The 16,050-nt window shown below is 63.6% G+C and carries 12 protein-coding genes; 8 read left to right on the forward strand and 4 right to left on the reverse strand.

From position 1 onward, the window contains the following. Window positions 1-52: 52 nt before the first annotated feature. On the reverse strand, window positions 53-946 hold the full coding sequence (gene ispE / locus K1X11_RS04075; RefSeq protein ID WP_225919702.1) for a 4-(cytidine 5'-diphospho)-2-C-methyl-D-erythritol kinase: 894 nt from the start codon (window positions 944-946) through the stop codon (window positions 53-55). 523 nt (window positions 947-1,469) lie between these two features. Between ispE and pyrF the strand changes: the two genes are divergently transcribed. The 6 genes from pyrF to K1X11_RS04105 all read left to right on the forward strand — a co-directional run bounded on the left by pyrF (window position 1,470) and on the right by K1X11_RS04105 (window position 10,059). Next, the gene (gene pyrF, locus K1X11_RS04080; RefSeq protein WP_221033002.1) at window positions 1,470-2,165 is read left to right on the forward strand and encodes an orotidine-5'-phosphate decarboxylase; all 696 of its coding nucleotides are present in this window, start codon (window positions 1,470-1,472) and stop codon (window positions 2,163-2,165) included. A gap of 188 nt (window positions 2,166-2,353) precedes the next feature. After that, complete coding sequence (gene ispD, locus K1X11_RS04085; protein ID WP_221033003.1) at window positions 2,354-3,040, forward strand: 2-C-methyl-D-erythritol 4-phosphate cytidylyltransferase; 687 nt, start codon at window positions 2,354-2,356, stop codon at window positions 3,038-3,040. A 245-nt stretch (window positions 3,041-3,285) separates the two neighbouring features. Beyond that, entirely contained in the window at window positions 3,286-3,783 is a 498-nt protein-coding gene (gene ispF, locus K1X11_RS04090) for a 2-C-methyl-D-erythritol 2,4-cyclodiphosphate synthase (RefSeq protein WP_225919703.1), read from the forward strand. 520 nt (window positions 3,784-4,303) lie between these two features. Beyond that, a complete protein-coding gene (locus K1X11_RS04095) occupies window positions 4,304-5,974 on the forward strand; it encodes a peptide ABC transporter substrate-binding protein (protein WP_324726081.1) in 1,671 nt (556 codons plus the stop codon). 342 nt (window positions 5,975-6,316) lie between these two features. Beyond that, window positions 6,317-8,011, forward strand: a complete 1,695-nt coding sequence (locus tag K1X11_RS04100; protein ID WP_221033004.1) for a M28 family peptidase — start codon at window positions 6,317-6,319, stop codon at window positions 8,009-8,011. 428 nt (window positions 8,012-8,439) lie between these two features. Then, a complete protein-coding gene (locus K1X11_RS04105) occupies window positions 8,440-10,059 on the forward strand; it encodes a peptide ABC transporter substrate-binding protein (RefSeq protein ID WP_221033005.1) in 1,620 nt (539 codons plus the stop codon). Window positions 10,060-10,564: 505 nt separating this feature from the next. Here the strand turns inward: K1X11_RS04105 and K1X11_RS04110 are convergent. From K1X11_RS04110 to K1X11_RS04120, 3 genes are all read right to left on the reverse strand, one after another. After that, complete coding sequence (locus K1X11_RS04110; RefSeq protein WP_221033006.1) at window positions 10,565-11,674, reverse strand: hypothetical protein; 1,110 nt, start codon at window positions 11,672-11,674, stop codon at window positions 10,565-10,567. A gap of 54 nt (window positions 11,675-11,728) precedes the next feature. Then, on the reverse strand, window positions 11,729-12,094 hold the full coding sequence (locus K1X11_RS04115; protein ID WP_221033007.1) for a four helix bundle protein: 366 nt from the start codon (window positions 12,092-12,094) through the stop codon (window positions 11,729-11,731). Between the two features lie 211 nt (window positions 12,095-12,305). Next, window positions 12,306-13,124, reverse strand: coding sequence for an ExeA family protein (locus K1X11_RS04120; RefSeq protein WP_221033008.1), 819 nt, complete (start codon window positions 13,122-13,124; stop codon window positions 12,306-12,308). Window positions 13,125-13,600: 476 nt separating this feature from the next. On the opposite strand from K1X11_RS04120, the gene K1X11_RS04125 reads away from it, so the two are divergent. Next, window positions 13,601-13,876: an FtsB family cell division protein gene (locus tag K1X11_RS04125; RefSeq protein ID WP_221033009.1), complete on the forward strand. Its 276-nt coding sequence runs from the start codon at window positions 13,601-13,603 to the stop codon at window positions 13,874-13,876. Window positions 13,877-14,344: 468 nt separating this feature from the next. Next, window positions 14,345-15,850: an O-antigen ligase family protein gene (locus K1X11_RS04130; RefSeq protein WP_221033010.1), complete on the forward strand. Its 1,506-nt coding sequence runs from the start codon at window positions 14,345-14,347 to the stop codon at window positions 15,848-15,850. Window positions 15,851-16,050: the final 200 nt, after the last annotated feature.

Below are 16,050 nucleotides of genomic sequence, written 5' to 3' on the forward strand. Positions count from 1 at the left end.
GGGGGCGGCGTCACACGATAACGATCCCTCTCCCAGAGGGGTCAATCCGGATTTATGACACCCCGTCCCTGATCCGCGTCACTTCACATAGGGCCGCCTCCCCCCATCCCTCCCGGATCGTTGCAGTAATGTCATCCACCGCCGCATCCGTATCCAAGAACGCATAACACGCACTGCCGCTGCCACTCATCCGGGCCCGCACCCCATGCTTGTGCTGCAAAACTTTTATCATGGTGGGTAACGCGAGGTGCTTATCGAACGCCGGCACCTCCAGCGAATTGAACCCTAAATCATGCACCGACGCCACGGGGGTCTTGATCCACGACCGCAACCAGGCCTCCGCATCGGCTGTCGGCAGATACCCGCGCGGCGCGCCCTGCGCCAAGGTCCGGTAAGCCCACGCCGTGTTGATACTGAAACCCGGTTTAAACACCAACACCCGCTTCTCAGCCAAGCGCTGCACCACCTCCGCCGGCAAATCCTCCAAGCGTTCCCCGCGTCCCCGCATGATCACCGGCGCATCGCGCAAAAACAGCGGGCAGTCGGACCCGACCTCTGCGGCCAACGCCTCCAAGCCCCCCCGGTCCAAGGGCTCACCGGCCAAATGATTCAGCGCCCGAAACGCCATCGCCGCATTGCTGCTGCCGCCTCCCAGCCCCGCGCCCATCGGCACGCGCTTGCGCAGATGAAAGCCCGCGCCGCCCGTCCAACCGGTCTTCGCCGCAAAGGCCCGCGCCGCCTTCAGCACCAAGTTGTCCTCACCGGTCGGCACCGCCGCATCGTCGCAAGTCAGTGAATACGCGCCATCGTCGGTCGGCGTCACTTCTAACGCGTCGCCAAACTCCAGCGGCGCGACGACCGACACCAATTCATGAAAGCCATCGTCCCGCCGCCCCGTGATCGCGAGGAAGGCATTGATCTTAGCCGGACAGAAATAGGAACGCATCCCGTTCAAGTCACCACACCCCCGCCGCCCCCACCAGCCAATATCGTGCCCCCGAGTAGCCGCCGACGTTCCCCTTCCTCACCAAACCACGCAGCAACACGCCCACCGCGGACATCCCCAACCAACTCCCCAACCAACTGTAGCAGCGGCCGTCTCGGCCGCTCTCCCTGCCCCTCGGCCCCCAAACGTGGCCGAGGCTTCCAGCCTCGGTGCCGCCCCGCCGCAGGCATGGCAAGCCACGCCCCTACACTCGCCTCTGTAGCAGGCTGGCTCGCCAGCCCTTTCCCGACCGAACCACTCGGGCGATACGCCCTCTTTCCATGCGCCCCCCTTTTTTAGACCCCTACTCTATGATTTGTTGCTAGAGCCATAGGTTCCAGTGCGTAGCCGGTAGGCGAAGCCATCCGTGTCCATCCGTGGTTAAAAAAACCCTGCCTCTCAGCCACCCCGGCCCCGTCTCCCATCTCAGCCTTTTAGCATTTCAGCTTTCCAGCGTTTCCCCCTTTCAGCTTTTATCCTCCCGATGCCCACCCAACTCATCCTCGCCCTCGACGTCCCCGACCGCGAAACCGCCCGCCCGCTGCTCCGCCAGCTCGACGGCTCCCTGTCCTGGGTGAAGATCGGACTGCAGATGTTCACCGCCCACGGCCCCGATTGGGTGCGCGAGGTCTCCGACATGGGTTTCAAAATCTTCCTCGACCTCAAACTGCACGACATCCCCAACACCGTCGCCAAAGCCGTCGAATCCCTCAGCGTCCTGCCCATCCACATGCTCACGCTCCACACCCTCGGCGGACGCGACATGATGGCCGCCGCCGTGCAGGCCCAGCAGACCACCAAGCCCGACCTGCAGCTCCTCGGCGTCACCGTGCTCACCTCCATGGACGCCGCCGCCCTCACCGCCATCGGTTGCGGCAACGATCCCGCCACCCAGGTTTCCCGGCTCGCCCAACTCGGCATCGACGCCGGCATGAGCGGCTTCGTCTGTTCCCCTCTCGAGGTGGGCCAACTCCACGCCGATCTCCCCACCAACACCCAACTCGTCACCCCCGGCGTGCGCCCCGTCGGCGCCGACAAGGGCGACCAGTCCCGCGTCACCACGCCCGCCGACGCCGCCCGCGCCGGTTCCACCCACATCGTCGTCGGCCGCCCCATCTACAAAGCCCCCGACCCCGCCGCCGCCGCCCGCTCCATCCTCTCGGAGCTCAGCCTCGCCTGAGCCCACATCCGACCCGCGCGACGGCCACCAAAGTTTCGTTTGACGAAACAAAGTGCCGTCGCGCCTATCTCATTACCCCACTCGCAATTGAGGGCGACTTGGCTTTGCTGACCTTCCCGCAGTTCGCGTAGCCGCCCCCTCGTTTTTTCAGCGTTTCCGCGTTTTAGCTCTTTAGCGTTTTCCCCACTATGTCTCGCACCGCTGCCATCCTCCTCGCTGCCGGCTCCGGCAAACGCATGGCCGACTCCGTCACCGACAAAGTCCTGGCCCCCTTGGCCAACATCCCGGTGTTTTCCCATAGCGCCGCCACCTTTGCCGCCAGCGGCGTCGCCGATCTCTACGTCGTCGTCTATCGGGACCAGCGACAGATGCTCGAGCTCACCGCCCTCGCGCCCACGCCCACCCTCTTCGTCCCCGGCGGCAGCGAACGCCAATACTCCGTCGCCAACGCCCTCGACGCGCTGCCGGCCGACATCGAGCAGGTGTTCATTCACGACTGCGCCCGCCCCTTTGTCCGCGTCGAACACCTCATCGCCCTGCACAAAATTGTGCGCAAGGAAGAGGCCGTCGTGCTCGCCCACCGTGTAACCGACACCATCAAACTTCATCGCGACACCGGTCACCTCAAGACCCTCGATCGAAACGAACTTTGGGCGATGGAGACCCCGCAAGTCTTCGCCCGGGAGCTCATCGTCAAAGCCTACAACCGCGCCGCCAACCGCGGCGTAAAGCTCACCGATGACGCCGCCGCCGTGGAACTCCTCCGTCACCCCGTCGCGCTCTTGGAGAACACCCACCCCAACCCCAAGCTCACCACCCCCGCCGACCTCCCCTGGTTCGAATACCTGCACCAGTCCCAGCAATCGACTGAGTAAGTGGGCCCCTTGCGACCGCCGCCCCCCGTGGGGCTTACCCAACGTGGCCGAGGCTTCCAGCCTCGGCGCCCCCACCGCAACGGACTCGACAAGCCAAGCCCCAACACGCGCCCCCTGTAGCGGGCTGGCTCGCCTGCCCCAACCCAGTCCCCAGCTACGAGCCCCCCCAGCACCCAGCAACAACCAGCCCACCAGCGCTCCGTTTCTCTTTGCGCCTTCTGCGCCTTTTTGCGGCTATCCCCCCGATGATCCCCTTCCGCATCGGACACGGCTACGACATCCACCGCATCGTTGACGGTCGCCCCATGGTTTTGGGCGGAGTCACCTTCGACGTCGCTTACGGACTCGACGGCCACTCCGACGCCGATGCCCTCACCCACGCCATCTGCGACGCCTTGCTCGGCGCCGCTGGCCTGCCCGACATCGGACACTTTTTCCCCAACGACGACCCGGCCTACAAAGGCATCGACTCACAAAAGCTGCTCACCCGGGTCGCGTCCGAGCTCCGTCAGCGCGGCTGGGAAATCGGCAACATCGACGCCTCCCTCATTGCGGAAAAACCCAAGATCGCCCCGGTCCTGGCTGAGATGAAACAAAACCTCGCGACCTCCGCGGGCATCTCGATTGAGCAACTCGGTCTCAAAGCGACCACCAACGAAGGCGCCGGCAGCCTCGGCCGCGCCGAAGCCATCGCCGCCCACGCAGTCGCCCTCATCCACCGCCCCGAAGCGCCAGCGCGGTAGGCGATAGGTGTTAGGTGCTAGGTGATCAGCTGTCAGCGGTCAGGCATCAGCTTTTCGACAGCGCAACGCGCCGCCCTACGCCCCCCACCGCAACACGCGGGCGACACGCCCGCGGCTACATCCCGCATAGATTTATCAGCAGCGGGCGCCTGTCCCGCGACTGCGGTGATCTCAGCCGCTCCCCTCTCGCTCCTGCCCGCCGTAGCCTCAGCGTAGGCGGATACCTCTCAGCCCTTCCCGTCTCTGTGTCTTCCCTGTCCGCCGAAGCCTTGGCGTAGGTGGATGCGTTCTTCGCGTCCTTTGCCGTCTTTGCGTTAAACTTCGCTGCCTCTCGGTCCCAGCGATAGGCGATCAGCTGTCAGCCATCAGCCTTTCGACGGCGCAACGCGCCGTTGGGGTCGCGGGTCCTCCCGCAGACTCGACCTTCAGACCTTAAGACATTCAGACCTTAAGACCGCGGCGCAACGCGCCGCTCCATTTCCCTTTGCGCCTCCTCTACCTTTTTGCGGCTATCCCATCTGTGTTCATCTGTGTCCATCAGTGGTTAAAAAACCACGCCTGCCTCACCGCCCGCCACGCCCTCTCCGTCGCGCTCGCCCTGCCCCTGCTCCTCGCCCTGCCCGCCTGCAAACCGCGTGAGACCAACGTCGAATCCGGCAACCGCACGCAGACCCTTCACCGCGGCATGGGCCCGGCACTCGCCAATCTCGATCCCCACCTCGCCACCGGCACGACCGACTACAATGTCCTCTCCGCCCTCTTCGAAGGTCTGATCGCCGAAGACCCGGTTGACCTCTCCCCGGTGCCCGGCGTCGCTGCCTCCTGGGACATCTCGGCCGACGGCCGTCACTACACCTTCCACCTGCGCGCCGACGCCCGCTGGTCCAACGGAGATCCCGTCACCGCCACCGACTTCCGCGACTCCTGGCAACGCGTGCTCTCGCCGCAACTCGCCGCCGACTACGCCAACCTGCTCTACGTGCTCGACGGCGCCGAAGCCTACCACCGCGGCGAAACCACCGACTTCACCACCGTCGGTGTTCGCGCCCCCGACGCCCACACCCTCGAGGTCACGCTCGCTTACCCCGCGCCCTTCTTCCTCTCCCTGCTCCAGCATTGGATGTGGTATCCCGTGCACCTGCCGTCCATCGCCGCTATCGGCGATCCACTCGACCGCACCACCCCGTGGGCGCGAGCCGAAACCCTGGTCAGCAACGGCCCCTTCCAACTCACCGAATGGCGCCGCGGCGAACGCATCGTCGCCACCCGCAACCCGCACTACTGGGACGCCGCCACCGTCACGCTCAACGCCATCCACTTCCACCCCTTCGAAGGCGTCGACACCGAAGAACGCGCCTTTCGCGCCGGCCAAATCCACCTCACCGACGCCCTGCCCGTTGCCAAGATCGACACCTACCGCCGCGAAACGCCGGAGCGCCTGCGCATCGATCCCTACCTCGGCACCTACTTCTTCCGCCTCAACACCACCCACGATTTCCTCGCCGATCCCCGCGTGCGCCAAGCGCTCAACCACGCCACCGATCGCACTGCCATCGTCGAAAACATCCTCCGCGGCGGTCAGATCCCCTCCGCCGCCTACGTGCCCACCGGCACCGGCGCCGGCTACCAACCACCCGCCGGCCTGACCTACAACCTCGCGACCGCCCGCGCCCTGCTCGCCGACGCCGGTTACTCCGATGGCACCAACGCCCCCACGATCGAAATCCTCTTCAACACCTCCGAGAATCACCAACTCGTCGCCGAGGCCCTCCAAGCCATGTGGCAACGCGACCTCGGTCTCACCGTGACCCTGCGGAACATGGAGAACAAAACGGTCCTCGAGACCCGGCGCACCGGCGGCTACGACCTCCTGCGTTCCGCGTGGATCGCCGACTACAACGACCCCACCTCCTTTCTCGACGTCTTCCGCAGCGACAGCGGCAACAACTACACCGGCTGGGCCAACGCCGACTACGACCGCCTCCTCGACGAAGCGACTCAGGCCAGCGACCCCGCCACGCGCCGCAGTCTGCTCCAACAAGCAGAGACCATTCTTCTCGAAGACGCCCCCATCCTCCCCCTCTTCACCTACACCCACGTCTTCGCCCTCCACCCCTCCGTCCAAGGCTGGTTTCCCACGCTCCTCGACCACCACCCCTACAAACACGTCTCCCTAAAGACCTCAGAATAGCGCGCCCACGGTGGACGCGGACGTCCCCGGCCGCGTCGCCCTGCCTCTCAGTCTAGGCCGCGAGATCGCTCGCGCTATCCCTGCCCCACGGCCGCTTCCAACGTGGCCGAGGCTTCGCCCGATCCGTCTCCACACCACCGCAAAACGCGGGCCACACGCCCGCGGCTACATCCCCCTCAAAATGTAGCAGCGGCCGTCTCGGCCGCTCCCCGTGCCTCTCGCTCACCTCCCCTGTCCGCCGAAGCCTCGGCGTAGGAGGATGCCTCTCGGCTCAAGTTCCCAGCTACCAGTTACCCACTTTCAGCTTTTGCCGCCCGACCGCGCCGCCCATTCTCCCCCGCCATGCAACACCTCCGCCCCTCGCGCCGCGCCATCCGCACCGTCGCACTCCTGCTCACCACCTTCGGCCTCACCTCCGTCGTCGCACCGCTCGCGTCACTCGCAGCCGATCGCGCTTCGCCGGACCATCTCCACGAGATGATCGCCACGCTCTCCTCCGACGACTTCGAAGGCCGCAACCCGGGTTCCGCAGGCGAAGACAAAACCGTCGCTTACCTCATCGATCAACTCACCGCCATGGACGTCGCACCGGGCAACCCCAACGGCACCTACACGCAGGACGTCGGCCTCGTCGGCATCACCTCCAAAACCTCACTCTCCTTTTCCGTCGGCGACGAAACCCTCGAGCCCGTGCTCGTCAACGACTATACCGCCGCCTCCAAGCGCGTGACCGCCGATCCCATCGCCGCCACCGCCAGCGAAGTCATCTTCCTCGGCTACGGCGTGCAGGCCCCAGAGTTCAATTGGGACGACTTCAAGGGCGTCGACGTCACCGGCAAAACCATCGTCGTGCTCGTCAACGATCCGCCCCTGCCCGATCCCGCCGATCCCACCAAACTCGATGACGCCCAGTTTAAGGGCAAGGCGATGACCTACTACGGCCGCTACGACTACAAATACGAAACAGCCTCCCGCCTCGGCGCCGCCGCCTGTCTGATCGTCCACGAAACCGGCCCCGCCGGATACCCCTTCGCCGTGCTCACCGCCGGCTCCGGTCGCGAATCTTTCTCCCTCGCCAGCGCCGATGGCAACGCCTCTCGCGTCGGCCTCGAGGGTTGGATCTCCCGCGACTTCGCCGAAAAACTCTTCGCCGCCGGCGGCCACGATTTCGCCGCCCTCAAAGCCGCCGCCGCCCGCCGCGACTTTGAACCCGTGCCGCTCAACGCCACCCTCGACTACACCGTCACCAACACCACCCGCACCGTCGACTCGCAGAACGTCATCGGCCTGGTTGAGGGTTCCGATCCGTCATTGAAAAACGAATACGTCATCTACACCGCGCACTGGGACCACATGGGCCGCGACGAACGCCTGCCCGGCGACCAAGTCTTCAACGGCGCCATGGACAACGCCAGCGGCACCGCCGTCGTGCTCGAGATCGCCCGCCTCTTTGCCGCCACGCCCCCCGCCGAGCGTCCCGACCGTTCCCTGCTCTTCCTCTTCGTCACCGCCGAAGAACGCGGCCTGCTCGGCTCAAAATACTACGCCGAGAACCCGCTCTACCCCCTGCGCGACACCATCGCCAACATCAACAAAGACGGCGCCAATATCTACGCCCCCACCAAGGACATTGAAATCATCGGATCAGGCAGCACGACCATCGAGGACGTCGCCGCCGAGCTCGCCGCCGAAAACGGCCAATTCCTCCTGCCCGACTCGCAGTCCGAAAAAGGCTTCTTCTACCGCAGCGACCACTTCTCTTTCGCCAAAGTCGGCGTGCCCGCCTTCTACAGCAAAGCGGGTCGCATCGCGATCGGCTTCCCGGAGAACTACATCGACGAAAAACGCGCGGAGTATACCGCCAAGCACTACCACAAAGTGAGCGATGAAATCAGCGACCTGTGGAACTTCGAAGCCATCGCCCAGGAAGCCAACTTCCTGCACGAACTCGGCCGCCGCCTCGCCAACGCCGAAGAGGTCCCCGAGTGGCTCCCCGGCACCGAGTTTAAGTCCACCCGCGACGCCCAGCGCCCGTAACCATCGCAGCCTCCTGAGGTGGACGCGGACGTCCCCGGCCGCGTAGCCCCGCCCCTCGGTCCCTGCGACCAGCGCTCAGCTTTCAGCACCTCGCCACCAGCGACCATCCCCCCGCAACACGCGGGCGACACGCCCGCGGCTACATCCCCATCAATATGTAGCAGCGGCCGTCTCGGCCGCTCTCCCTGCCCCTCCGCCCCTTTTCCTGAGATCCCGACTACGAGATTTGTTTCTACACTCATAGGTTCCAGTGCGTAGCCGGTAGGCGAAGCCATCCGTGTCCATCCGTGGTTAAAAACAGCCCTGCCTCTCGGCCCCTGACCCACCGTCCCCAACACCCAGCTCCCAGCCCACCAGTTTTTACCATTTCGACGGCGCAATGCGCCGCCAATCCTTGCCCCCGGCACGCTCTTGGCTGTCTTAAGCCCATGCTTAAACTCCGATCGCTGCTCAGCATCGTCTGCTCCGCCCTCATCCTCACCCTTCTCGCCGGCTGCGGCGGCGCCGGCGGCCGGGACGACGGCGACCTCAAAGTCCTCCACTTCGGCAACGGCGCCGAACCTCAGGACCTCGATCCCCAAATCATCACCGGCACCATCGAGCACCGCCTCATGCTCGCCCTCAACGAAGGCCTCGTCTCCGAAGACCCCGACCTGAAGATCGTCCCCGGTGTCGCCCAGAGTTGGGACATCTCCGACGACGGACTCGTCTACACTTTCCACCTCAACCCCGCGGCCAAGTGGTCCAACGGCGACACCCTCACCGCCGCCGATTTTGTGGGCTCCTACAAACGTATGCTCACGCCGTCATTGGCCTCTGAATACGCCTACATGCTCTACCACGTGGTCGGCGCCGAGGACTACCACCTGGGCAAACTCACCGACTTCAGCGAGACCGGTTTCAAAGCCCTCGACGAGCACACCCTCGAACTCACCCTCAAGCAGCGCACGCCCTTCCTGCTCCACGCCATGAACCACTACGCCTGGTTCCCGGTGCCGATCAAAGTCATCGCCGAACATGGCGGTTTGGAGAATCGCACCTCCGGATGGACCCGTCCCGATACCTTCGTCGGCAACGGCCCGTTCGCGCTCAAAGAATGGCTCCCCAGCCGCAAGATCGTCGTCGAACGCTCGCCCACCTATTGGGACCGGGAGAACGTGAAGCTCGACGAGATTCACTTCTACCCGATCGAAAGCCTCGACACCGAAGAGCGCATGTTCCGCACCGGTCAGCTCCACGTGACCAACGAAGTGCCGCTTTCCAAGATTCCGGTTTACCAAGCCGAGCGCCCCGACGACATCGAGATCGCGCCCTACAACGGCATCTACCTCTACCGCTTCAACGTCACGCGTCCGCCCTTCGACGACCCGCGCGTGCGCAAAGCCTTCACCTACGCCATCGACCGCGAAGCGCTCGTCTCGAAGGTCACGCTCGCGAACGAATTGCCCGCCTACAACGTCGTGCCCCCCGGCCTGCTCGACTACAAGTCGGAGCACAAATTCACGGCCGACGTCGCCGAAGCCCAACGCCTGCTCGCCGAAGCCGGCTTCCCCAACGGCGAAGGTTTCCCGCCGGTCGATGTGCACTACAACACCTCCGAGAAACACAAGATCATCGCCGAAGCCATCCAGCAGATGTGGCGGCAGAACCTCGGTATCACCGTCGGCCTCTACAACCAGGAGTGGAAGGTCTACCTCGATGCCCAGGACGAGTTGAACTACACCATCTCGCGCGGCGGTTGGATCGCCGACTACGTCGATCCGCACGTTTTCCTCGACCTCTGGAAAGGCGGCGGCGGCAACAACGACACTGGCTGGGTCAATGAACGTTACGACACCCTGCTCGAAAGCGCGCTCAACGCCCCCAACGACGACGAACGTTTTTCGATCTACAACGAGATGGAAGCCATCCTCCTCGAGGACATGCCCATCATGCCCATCTACCACTACACCCGCGCTCGCCTGATCGACCGCGACAAAGTCCTCCACTACCACAGCACCCCCCTCGACAACTTCCCCTGGAAGTTCGTCGACCTGGTAAAAGAGTAAGCCAGCCGCCCCCGAATAGATCTCGAGGGTGGACGCGGACGTCCTCGGCCGCGTAAGCGTTGCCCCTCCGCCGACGCCCGCCCCACAAACGCGTTCGTCCCCGACAGCGTCGGCGAGGTGAAATTGAAGGGGACCGTCGCTAGGCGGTTAGCGATCAGCGATCAGCGGTCAGCGATCAGCTTTTTGCTGCGGCGCAACGCGCCGCCTATGCTGCCCTTCCACCGCAACACGCGGGCGACACGCCCGCGGCTACATCCCCGTCCGAGTGTAGCAGCAGCCGTCTCGGCCGCTCCCCGTTGAACCTGTCCGCCGTAGCCTTGGCGAAGGCGGATGCCCTCTCGGCGGACCGCCCCACCGGGGAGCGGGTCCACCCGCAGACTCGACCTGAGGACCTTAAGACTTTCAGACCTTAAGACCTTGTCCGCCGCCCCCTCGGCGTAGGCCGCGAGCTTGCTCGCGCTAACGTTGCCTCTCGGTCCCAGCGACCAGCGACCATCCCCCCAGCTCAAAACCGCTTTGTATAAACAAAACCCTGCGGATCCCGGAACTGCAGTTCCCGATCCGTGATCGCAATCACCCGCAGCTGCAGGTCGCGATCCACCACATCTTCGAGCCGGTAGACGCGGTCGTTCATCAGCACCTTGGGATCGGTCGCCGACACCCGCACCCCCGTCACGCGGGAACGCTCCAAATAGCGCAACACCGCCTCATTCGGCCGCGCCGCACCACCAGCATTCACCACCGCTGCCGTGGAGCGCGTCGCCTCCGCATCGGTCAAAATCGTCAATCCCCCACCACTTGCCCGCGCCGGCACCGTCACCACCGGCTCTTCCCTCGCATAACCTTGTGGGTCGGGCTTCATGCCCGACATCTCCTGCCTCTCACCCGCCCCTTCCGATGGGTCAACCAGGTGAACGACCTCCCTCACGGCCAACGAGCCCTGCCCGCTCTGCTGTTGGTCGAGCCGCTTGTCTGCCTCTCGCACATTTATGCCCGACATACCTTCGTTCGCCTCGTCCGCCGCCACTCCAGTCGCAGCCACCACCGGCACCGCCGTTTCATCCACGACCGCCCGACCCTCCTCATCCTCCTCGACCTCCACCGGAGTCACCACAACCGCAGTCGCAACCGCAGTCGCCGCCGGTTCACTCACCTGACCAGCCGCATTAGCCGCATCCGTCGCGTTCGCCGCACCAGCCACGTCGGCCTCACGACTCGCCGACGCAACAGCACCAACACGCGCCGGCTCGCCCGCGTCACCATCGCCATCGCCAGCACCAGCACTGTCACCACGCCCAAACCACCACACGCCACCGATCAAAATCACGGCCCCCACGCCCACCGGCATCGCCCACCGACTCAAGCCACCGCCGGCCCGACGCGACCGCGCCGCCACCAACGGATCCGACCGACGTGCCCCGCGGCCGTCATCATCGCCCTCAAAATCGCTCCCCGAGGCCGGAGCCCGTGGAGGCTTCGACGGCGGAGGTGGAGACCCGGGAGTTTTCGCTCCGCCCAACCCACTCCCCGGCGGCGGCACCGCCCCCGACTGAGCCGCCGCCTCATCCGCCCGCTGCTTCTGCGCCTTCTTCAGGGCTTCGTTGATTAAACTCATCGGCTAGGTGCTGGGGTTTAGTTGCTGGTAGCTGGGTGGTGGAGTGCTCTCAAACTAGGCGCTGGCGGAATCACTTTGCGACTGAATCAATCGCGTCAACATACGACCCACCGTCTCATTGTCGGCCATGAGTTCATCCACGTTCGGCTTGAGCTCAAGGTAGCATTCGCCGACGTAGGTCAGCCATTCCAGTGACTCGTCGTTGGAGGCTCGCGAAACGATGAGGAAACGGTGGTAGTCCTGCGGGTAGTCTCGCCGACCATAACCTTCGACTAGATTCGCCGAAACCGACTTCGATGCCCGCCGCAACTGGCTGCCCGTTTCGTAGAGCTCATACTTCGGCAAACGGAGACTCAGTTGGTGACAAGCGAGACCGAAGGCGTGAGCCCGACGATAAACTTCCAAGGACTTATAGGACATGATGCGAGAGGGTGACGGGAACTACATGTTACAAAATCCAAATGATTGCACCTACCTAGTCTACCAATCCCCACCGCCTAGCAACCAGCCCTTCCCGCCCAAGCCCCGGCGTAGGCGCACCGCCAGCCTCCAGCCCCCAGAAACCCAGCACCCAAAAAACCAGTATCCAGCCCCCCCAGAGACCAGCCCCCAGAAACCCAGCATCCAGCCCCTAGAAAGTGAGGCGACGGACATCTTTGATGGCCCGCCTCACGTCCCAGTATGTCACCTCATCCGACTCGCGGATGAAGGAAGCCAGCAGAGACTTGTCGCAGACGTTGTTGATGATGCGGGGAATGCCCCCCGAGTAGCGGTGGATCTTGCGGGCGGCCCAGCTCGTGAACTGCGGACGTCCCTGGCTGCCCGCCAAGGTGAGCCGATGGCGGATGTAGTGAGCCACATCATTGCGCGTGAGCGTCTTCAGCTCGTAGTGCACGAGGATGCGTTGGCGGAGTTGGCGCAATTCCGGCAGCGCCAGGATGTCCTTCAGCTCCGGCTGCCCCATCAGCACGATCTGCAGGAGCTTCTGTTTGTCGGTTTCGAGATTCGAAATCAGCCGGATCTGCTCCAGCACCTCAAAGGACAGATTCTGCGCCTCATCGATGATCAGCACGATCTCGCGTCCGGCGGCGATGCGCTCGAGCAACACCGCCTGCATTTGCGCGATCAAATCATGGAGGCCCACATCCTTGGCCGTCTCCACGCCCAGCTCGCCCAGGATGGCCCGCAGCATCTCCACCTCGTTGACCCGCGGATTCAGAATCAGGGCAGTATCCCACTCCGTGTCTTCGATCTCATTGAGCAAGCGCCGACACAGCGTAGTTTTGCCGCAGCCCACCTCGCCCACCAGCACGATGAACCCCTTCCGCTCCTGCAGACCGTAGAGCAAATGCTGCAACGCCTCCTGGTGCGTGGGGCTCAAGTAGAGGAACTTGGGATCCGGGGTGATGTTAAACGGCATCTCCGAGAGGCCGTAGTAACCTTGATACATAAGCCGCTCACCATGAGAGAGCTGAACGCAAACGCACGCCAAAACCTGTCCGCGCCAAACCCCTTCGCGTTTCTTTAACAACCCAATTCCCCCGACCGCGCCGCCGGCCGGCGAGGTGAAGGGGAAAGATGAAGGTTAAGGGCCACGGGCGACACGCCCGCGGCTACATCCCCCTCAAACTGTAGCAGCGGCCGTCTCGGCCGCTCCTCGTTGCCCCGGCCCCCCCACTCCTTTTCCTGAGGTCCCGACTACGAGATTTGTTTCTACACTCATAGTGTTCCAGTGCGTAGCCGGTAGGCGAAGCCATCCGTGGTTAAAAAACAGCCCTGCCTCTCGGTTCCAGCCCCCAGCAGCCAACCCACCAGTTTCCAGCACCCAGCAACCAGCACCTAGTCGCCACCCACTTTCACACCTTATCGCTTCGGCGATACTTTCCCACTTTGACAAGGTCACCACCCTCGACTTCCGTCGCCCGCATGCAACGCGTGGTCATGATCGTAATGGCGCTGGTGTTCGTCGCGATGGCGGCGGGCTCGACCACGGTCTATTTCCAGACCAAAGCCGAATACGATCAGCGCAAGCAGACCGAACGCGTCGTGAAAGAGCGCCTGCGCATCGCGGAGAACCGACTCAAGGAGCAGGAAGAAACCCTGCAACGCCTCCGCACCGACCCGGACTACGTGTCCTTGGTCATCCGCCGCCGCCTCGGCTACGCCAAACCCGACGAACTGGTCTTCCGGTTTGAAAACTGAAACTGGTGGCTGGTCGCTAGCGAGCTGGTATCTAGGGGAAACAAATTCGAAGCACCTCGTGTTTTCGGTTTCGGCTCCGTCTGGATCGCGCCGCGCTGCCACCCAACGCAGCGGACTTGGCAAGCCAAGCCCCTACACTCGTCTCCCTGTAGCGGGCTGGCTTGCCAGCCCTTGGGGTAGCCGGCGTCCCCGCCGGCCGCGAGGTGAAGGAAGAAGATGAAGTTTAAGGCTTTACCTACCTGTCACCAACTCTGCGGCTTCGCGCCTTTGCGTCAAAATCCACTTCCTATCCGCCGACGGGGTCCGCCGAAGCAAATCAAGAGCGAAGGCGGATTCCCCTCTGCCGCCCAATTTCAGCGTTTTAGCTTTTCAACGTTTCAGCATTTCGACGGTGCTCCGCGCCGCCTCCTCCCCTGACCGCCATAGTTTCGTTGACGAAACGAAGGAGGATTGCGGCTATCGCCTCCGATGCCAACGCCTCCCGACCAACTGCTCCGAGAGTTTAAAGGCGATCTCCGCGCTTCCCTGCCCCTGCACCCCTTGGAGAAGGCCACCATCTGGGCAGTATCCATCACCCTCTGCGCGTTGCCCTGGATGCTCGGCAGTATGCGCGTCTGGGCTCAGCTTATTGGTTTCGGACTCGCTCTCGTCGCGTTTGCGCTGGCCTTGATTCCCCGCCATTTCGTCGGCGATTACACCCACAACCAAGCCTTCACCTACTACCCGTGGAAGAAGCTGATTCGCTGGCCGTTCTTTTGGATCGGGATCCTCTTTTTTACTTACGTCCTCATCCAGGCCCTCAACCCCGCTTGGGAATATGTCACGCATCCCGAACGCGGCACCTGGAGCATGCGCAAGATCGAGCACATCGACTGGCTGCCCACGGGCATGACGACCCCCTTCGCGACCATGAACACCTGGCGCCAAATGATGATCTGGACCCTGCCCTTTTTCGTCGGCTGCGCCATCTGGATCGGTTTCACCCGCCGCAAAAGCCTCATCGCCCTGCTGACCGTAGTAGTGGGCAACGCCACCGTGCTGGCGCTCGTGGGCATCGTCGCCCGCTACACCGCTCCGGCCAAGATCCTGTGGCTCGTGGATGGCATCCGAAACTACTGCTTTTCGTCCTTCGTCTACAAAAACCACGCGGGCAGTTTTTTTGCCCTCAGCGTCGGCCTCACCCTCGCTTTGGCCGTATTTGTCCATCAACGCGCGGCCCGGCATCAGCGTCGCAGCAGCCCCGCCAGCCTCTTGGTCTTCGTTGCCATGATTCAGTTGGTGGCCGTGCTGCTCACCTACTCGCGCGCCGCCATCCTCATCGTGGGAGCCTTTCTGGTGGTGCTGACCCTGTTTGGGTTTATCCGCCTGTTGCTGCGTGGCGGGTTTAACCGTGCCCCCATCGCCATCGTTGGTTTCCTCCTCGGGCTGACCGTGTTTGGCGTGGTGGGCAGCAAGCTGGTCGAGTCCGAAAAGACCCTCGATCGCATCAGCCAGCTCACGAACAGCGAAAAGGCCGACTATTCCGTGCTCAGGCGCCGCTTGGCCTGGGTCGCAGGATGGGATATGGCGTCGGAAAACGCGATGACCGGCTGGGGGGCCGGGGGCTTCCGGTTTTTGTTTCCCCGCTACCAACAAACCGAACCGAAAATCACTTGGCGCTACCACAACAAAAAACGCGGCTACATCTTCTGGGAACACGCCCACAATGACTACCTGCAAACGCTGATCGAAGTGGGGCGCGTGGGCCTCGGACTCTTGCTGGTCGGCTTCGCCACGATGGTCTTAAGCTTTTTCCGCAACCGAGGGATCCACCACCTCACCGGACTCTCCCTCTTTGCCGCTGCAGGAATCACCTTGGCCCATGCGGCCGTGGATTTCCCCCTGCAAAACCCGGCGATCTTGACCCTCTTGGCGGCGGTATTGGTTTTGCCGCTTTCGCTGACCACACTGGAGCGCCGCCCCACCCGTGCTTGAGACCTTTTTTAAGCGGATCCGTGCGATCTTGCGAGTAGGGCGCCCCGCCAAAAAAGGTAGGGTCGGACCACCGCGCTTGCCCCTCGGCCACTCCACCGCAACCGGCGAGCCCAGCGGTCCCGACATCGAGTCACGACAGAGAGGCAACGCGGCGGCCTCACACGAGGTTAGGCCCTACAACTTGCGTTGGGAAACCTTGG

The organism is Actomonas aquatica (assembly GCF_019679435.2).
Taxonomy (GTDB): domain Bacteria; phylum Verrucomicrobiota; class Verrucomicrobiia; order Opitutales; family Opitutaceae; genus Actomonas; species Actomonas aquatica.

Excerpts from the sequence above, each read along its gene's own strand:
- ispE (WP_225919702.1), bottom strand. The coding sequence starts at position 946 with ATGCGTTCCTATTTCTGTCCGGCTAAGATCAATGCCTTCCTCGCGATC.
- pyrF (WP_221033002.1), top strand. The coding sequence starts at position 1,470 with ATGCCCACCCAACTCATCCTCGCCCTCGACGTCCCCGACCGCGAAACC.
- ispD (WP_221033003.1), top strand. The coding sequence starts at position 2,354 with ATGTCTCGCACCGCTGCCATCCTCCTCGCTGCCGGCTCCGGCAAACGC.
- ispF (WP_225919703.1), top strand. The coding sequence starts at position 3,286 with ATGATCCCCTTCCGCATCGGACACGGCTACGACATCCACCGCATCGTT.
- K1X11_RS04100 (WP_221033004.1), top strand. The coding sequence starts at position 6,317 with ATGCAACACCTCCGCCCCTCGCGCCGCGCCATCCGCACCGTCGCACTC.
- K1X11_RS04105 (WP_221033005.1), top strand. The coding sequence starts at position 8,440 with ATGCTTAAACTCCGATCGCTGCTCAGCATCGTCTGCTCCGCCCTCATC.
- K1X11_RS04110 (WP_221033006.1), bottom strand. The coding sequence starts at position 11,674 with ATGAGTTTAATCAACGAAGCCCTGAAGAAGGCGCAGAAGCAGCGGGCG.
- K1X11_RS04115 (WP_221033007.1), bottom strand. The coding sequence starts at position 12,094 with ATGTCCTATAAGTCCTTGGAAGTTTATCGTCGGGCTCACGCCTTCGGT.
- K1X11_RS04120 (WP_221033008.1), bottom strand. The coding sequence starts at position 13,124 with ATGTATCAAGGTTACTACGGCCTCTCGGAGATGCCGTTTAACATCACC.
- K1X11_RS04125 (WP_221033009.1), top strand. The coding sequence starts at position 13,601 with ATGCAACGCGTGGTCATGATCGTAATGGCGCTGGTGTTCGTCGCGATG.
- K1X11_RS04130 (WP_221033010.1), top strand. The coding sequence starts at position 14,345 with ATGCCAACGCCTCCCGACCAACTGCTCCGAGAGTTTAAAGGCGATCTC.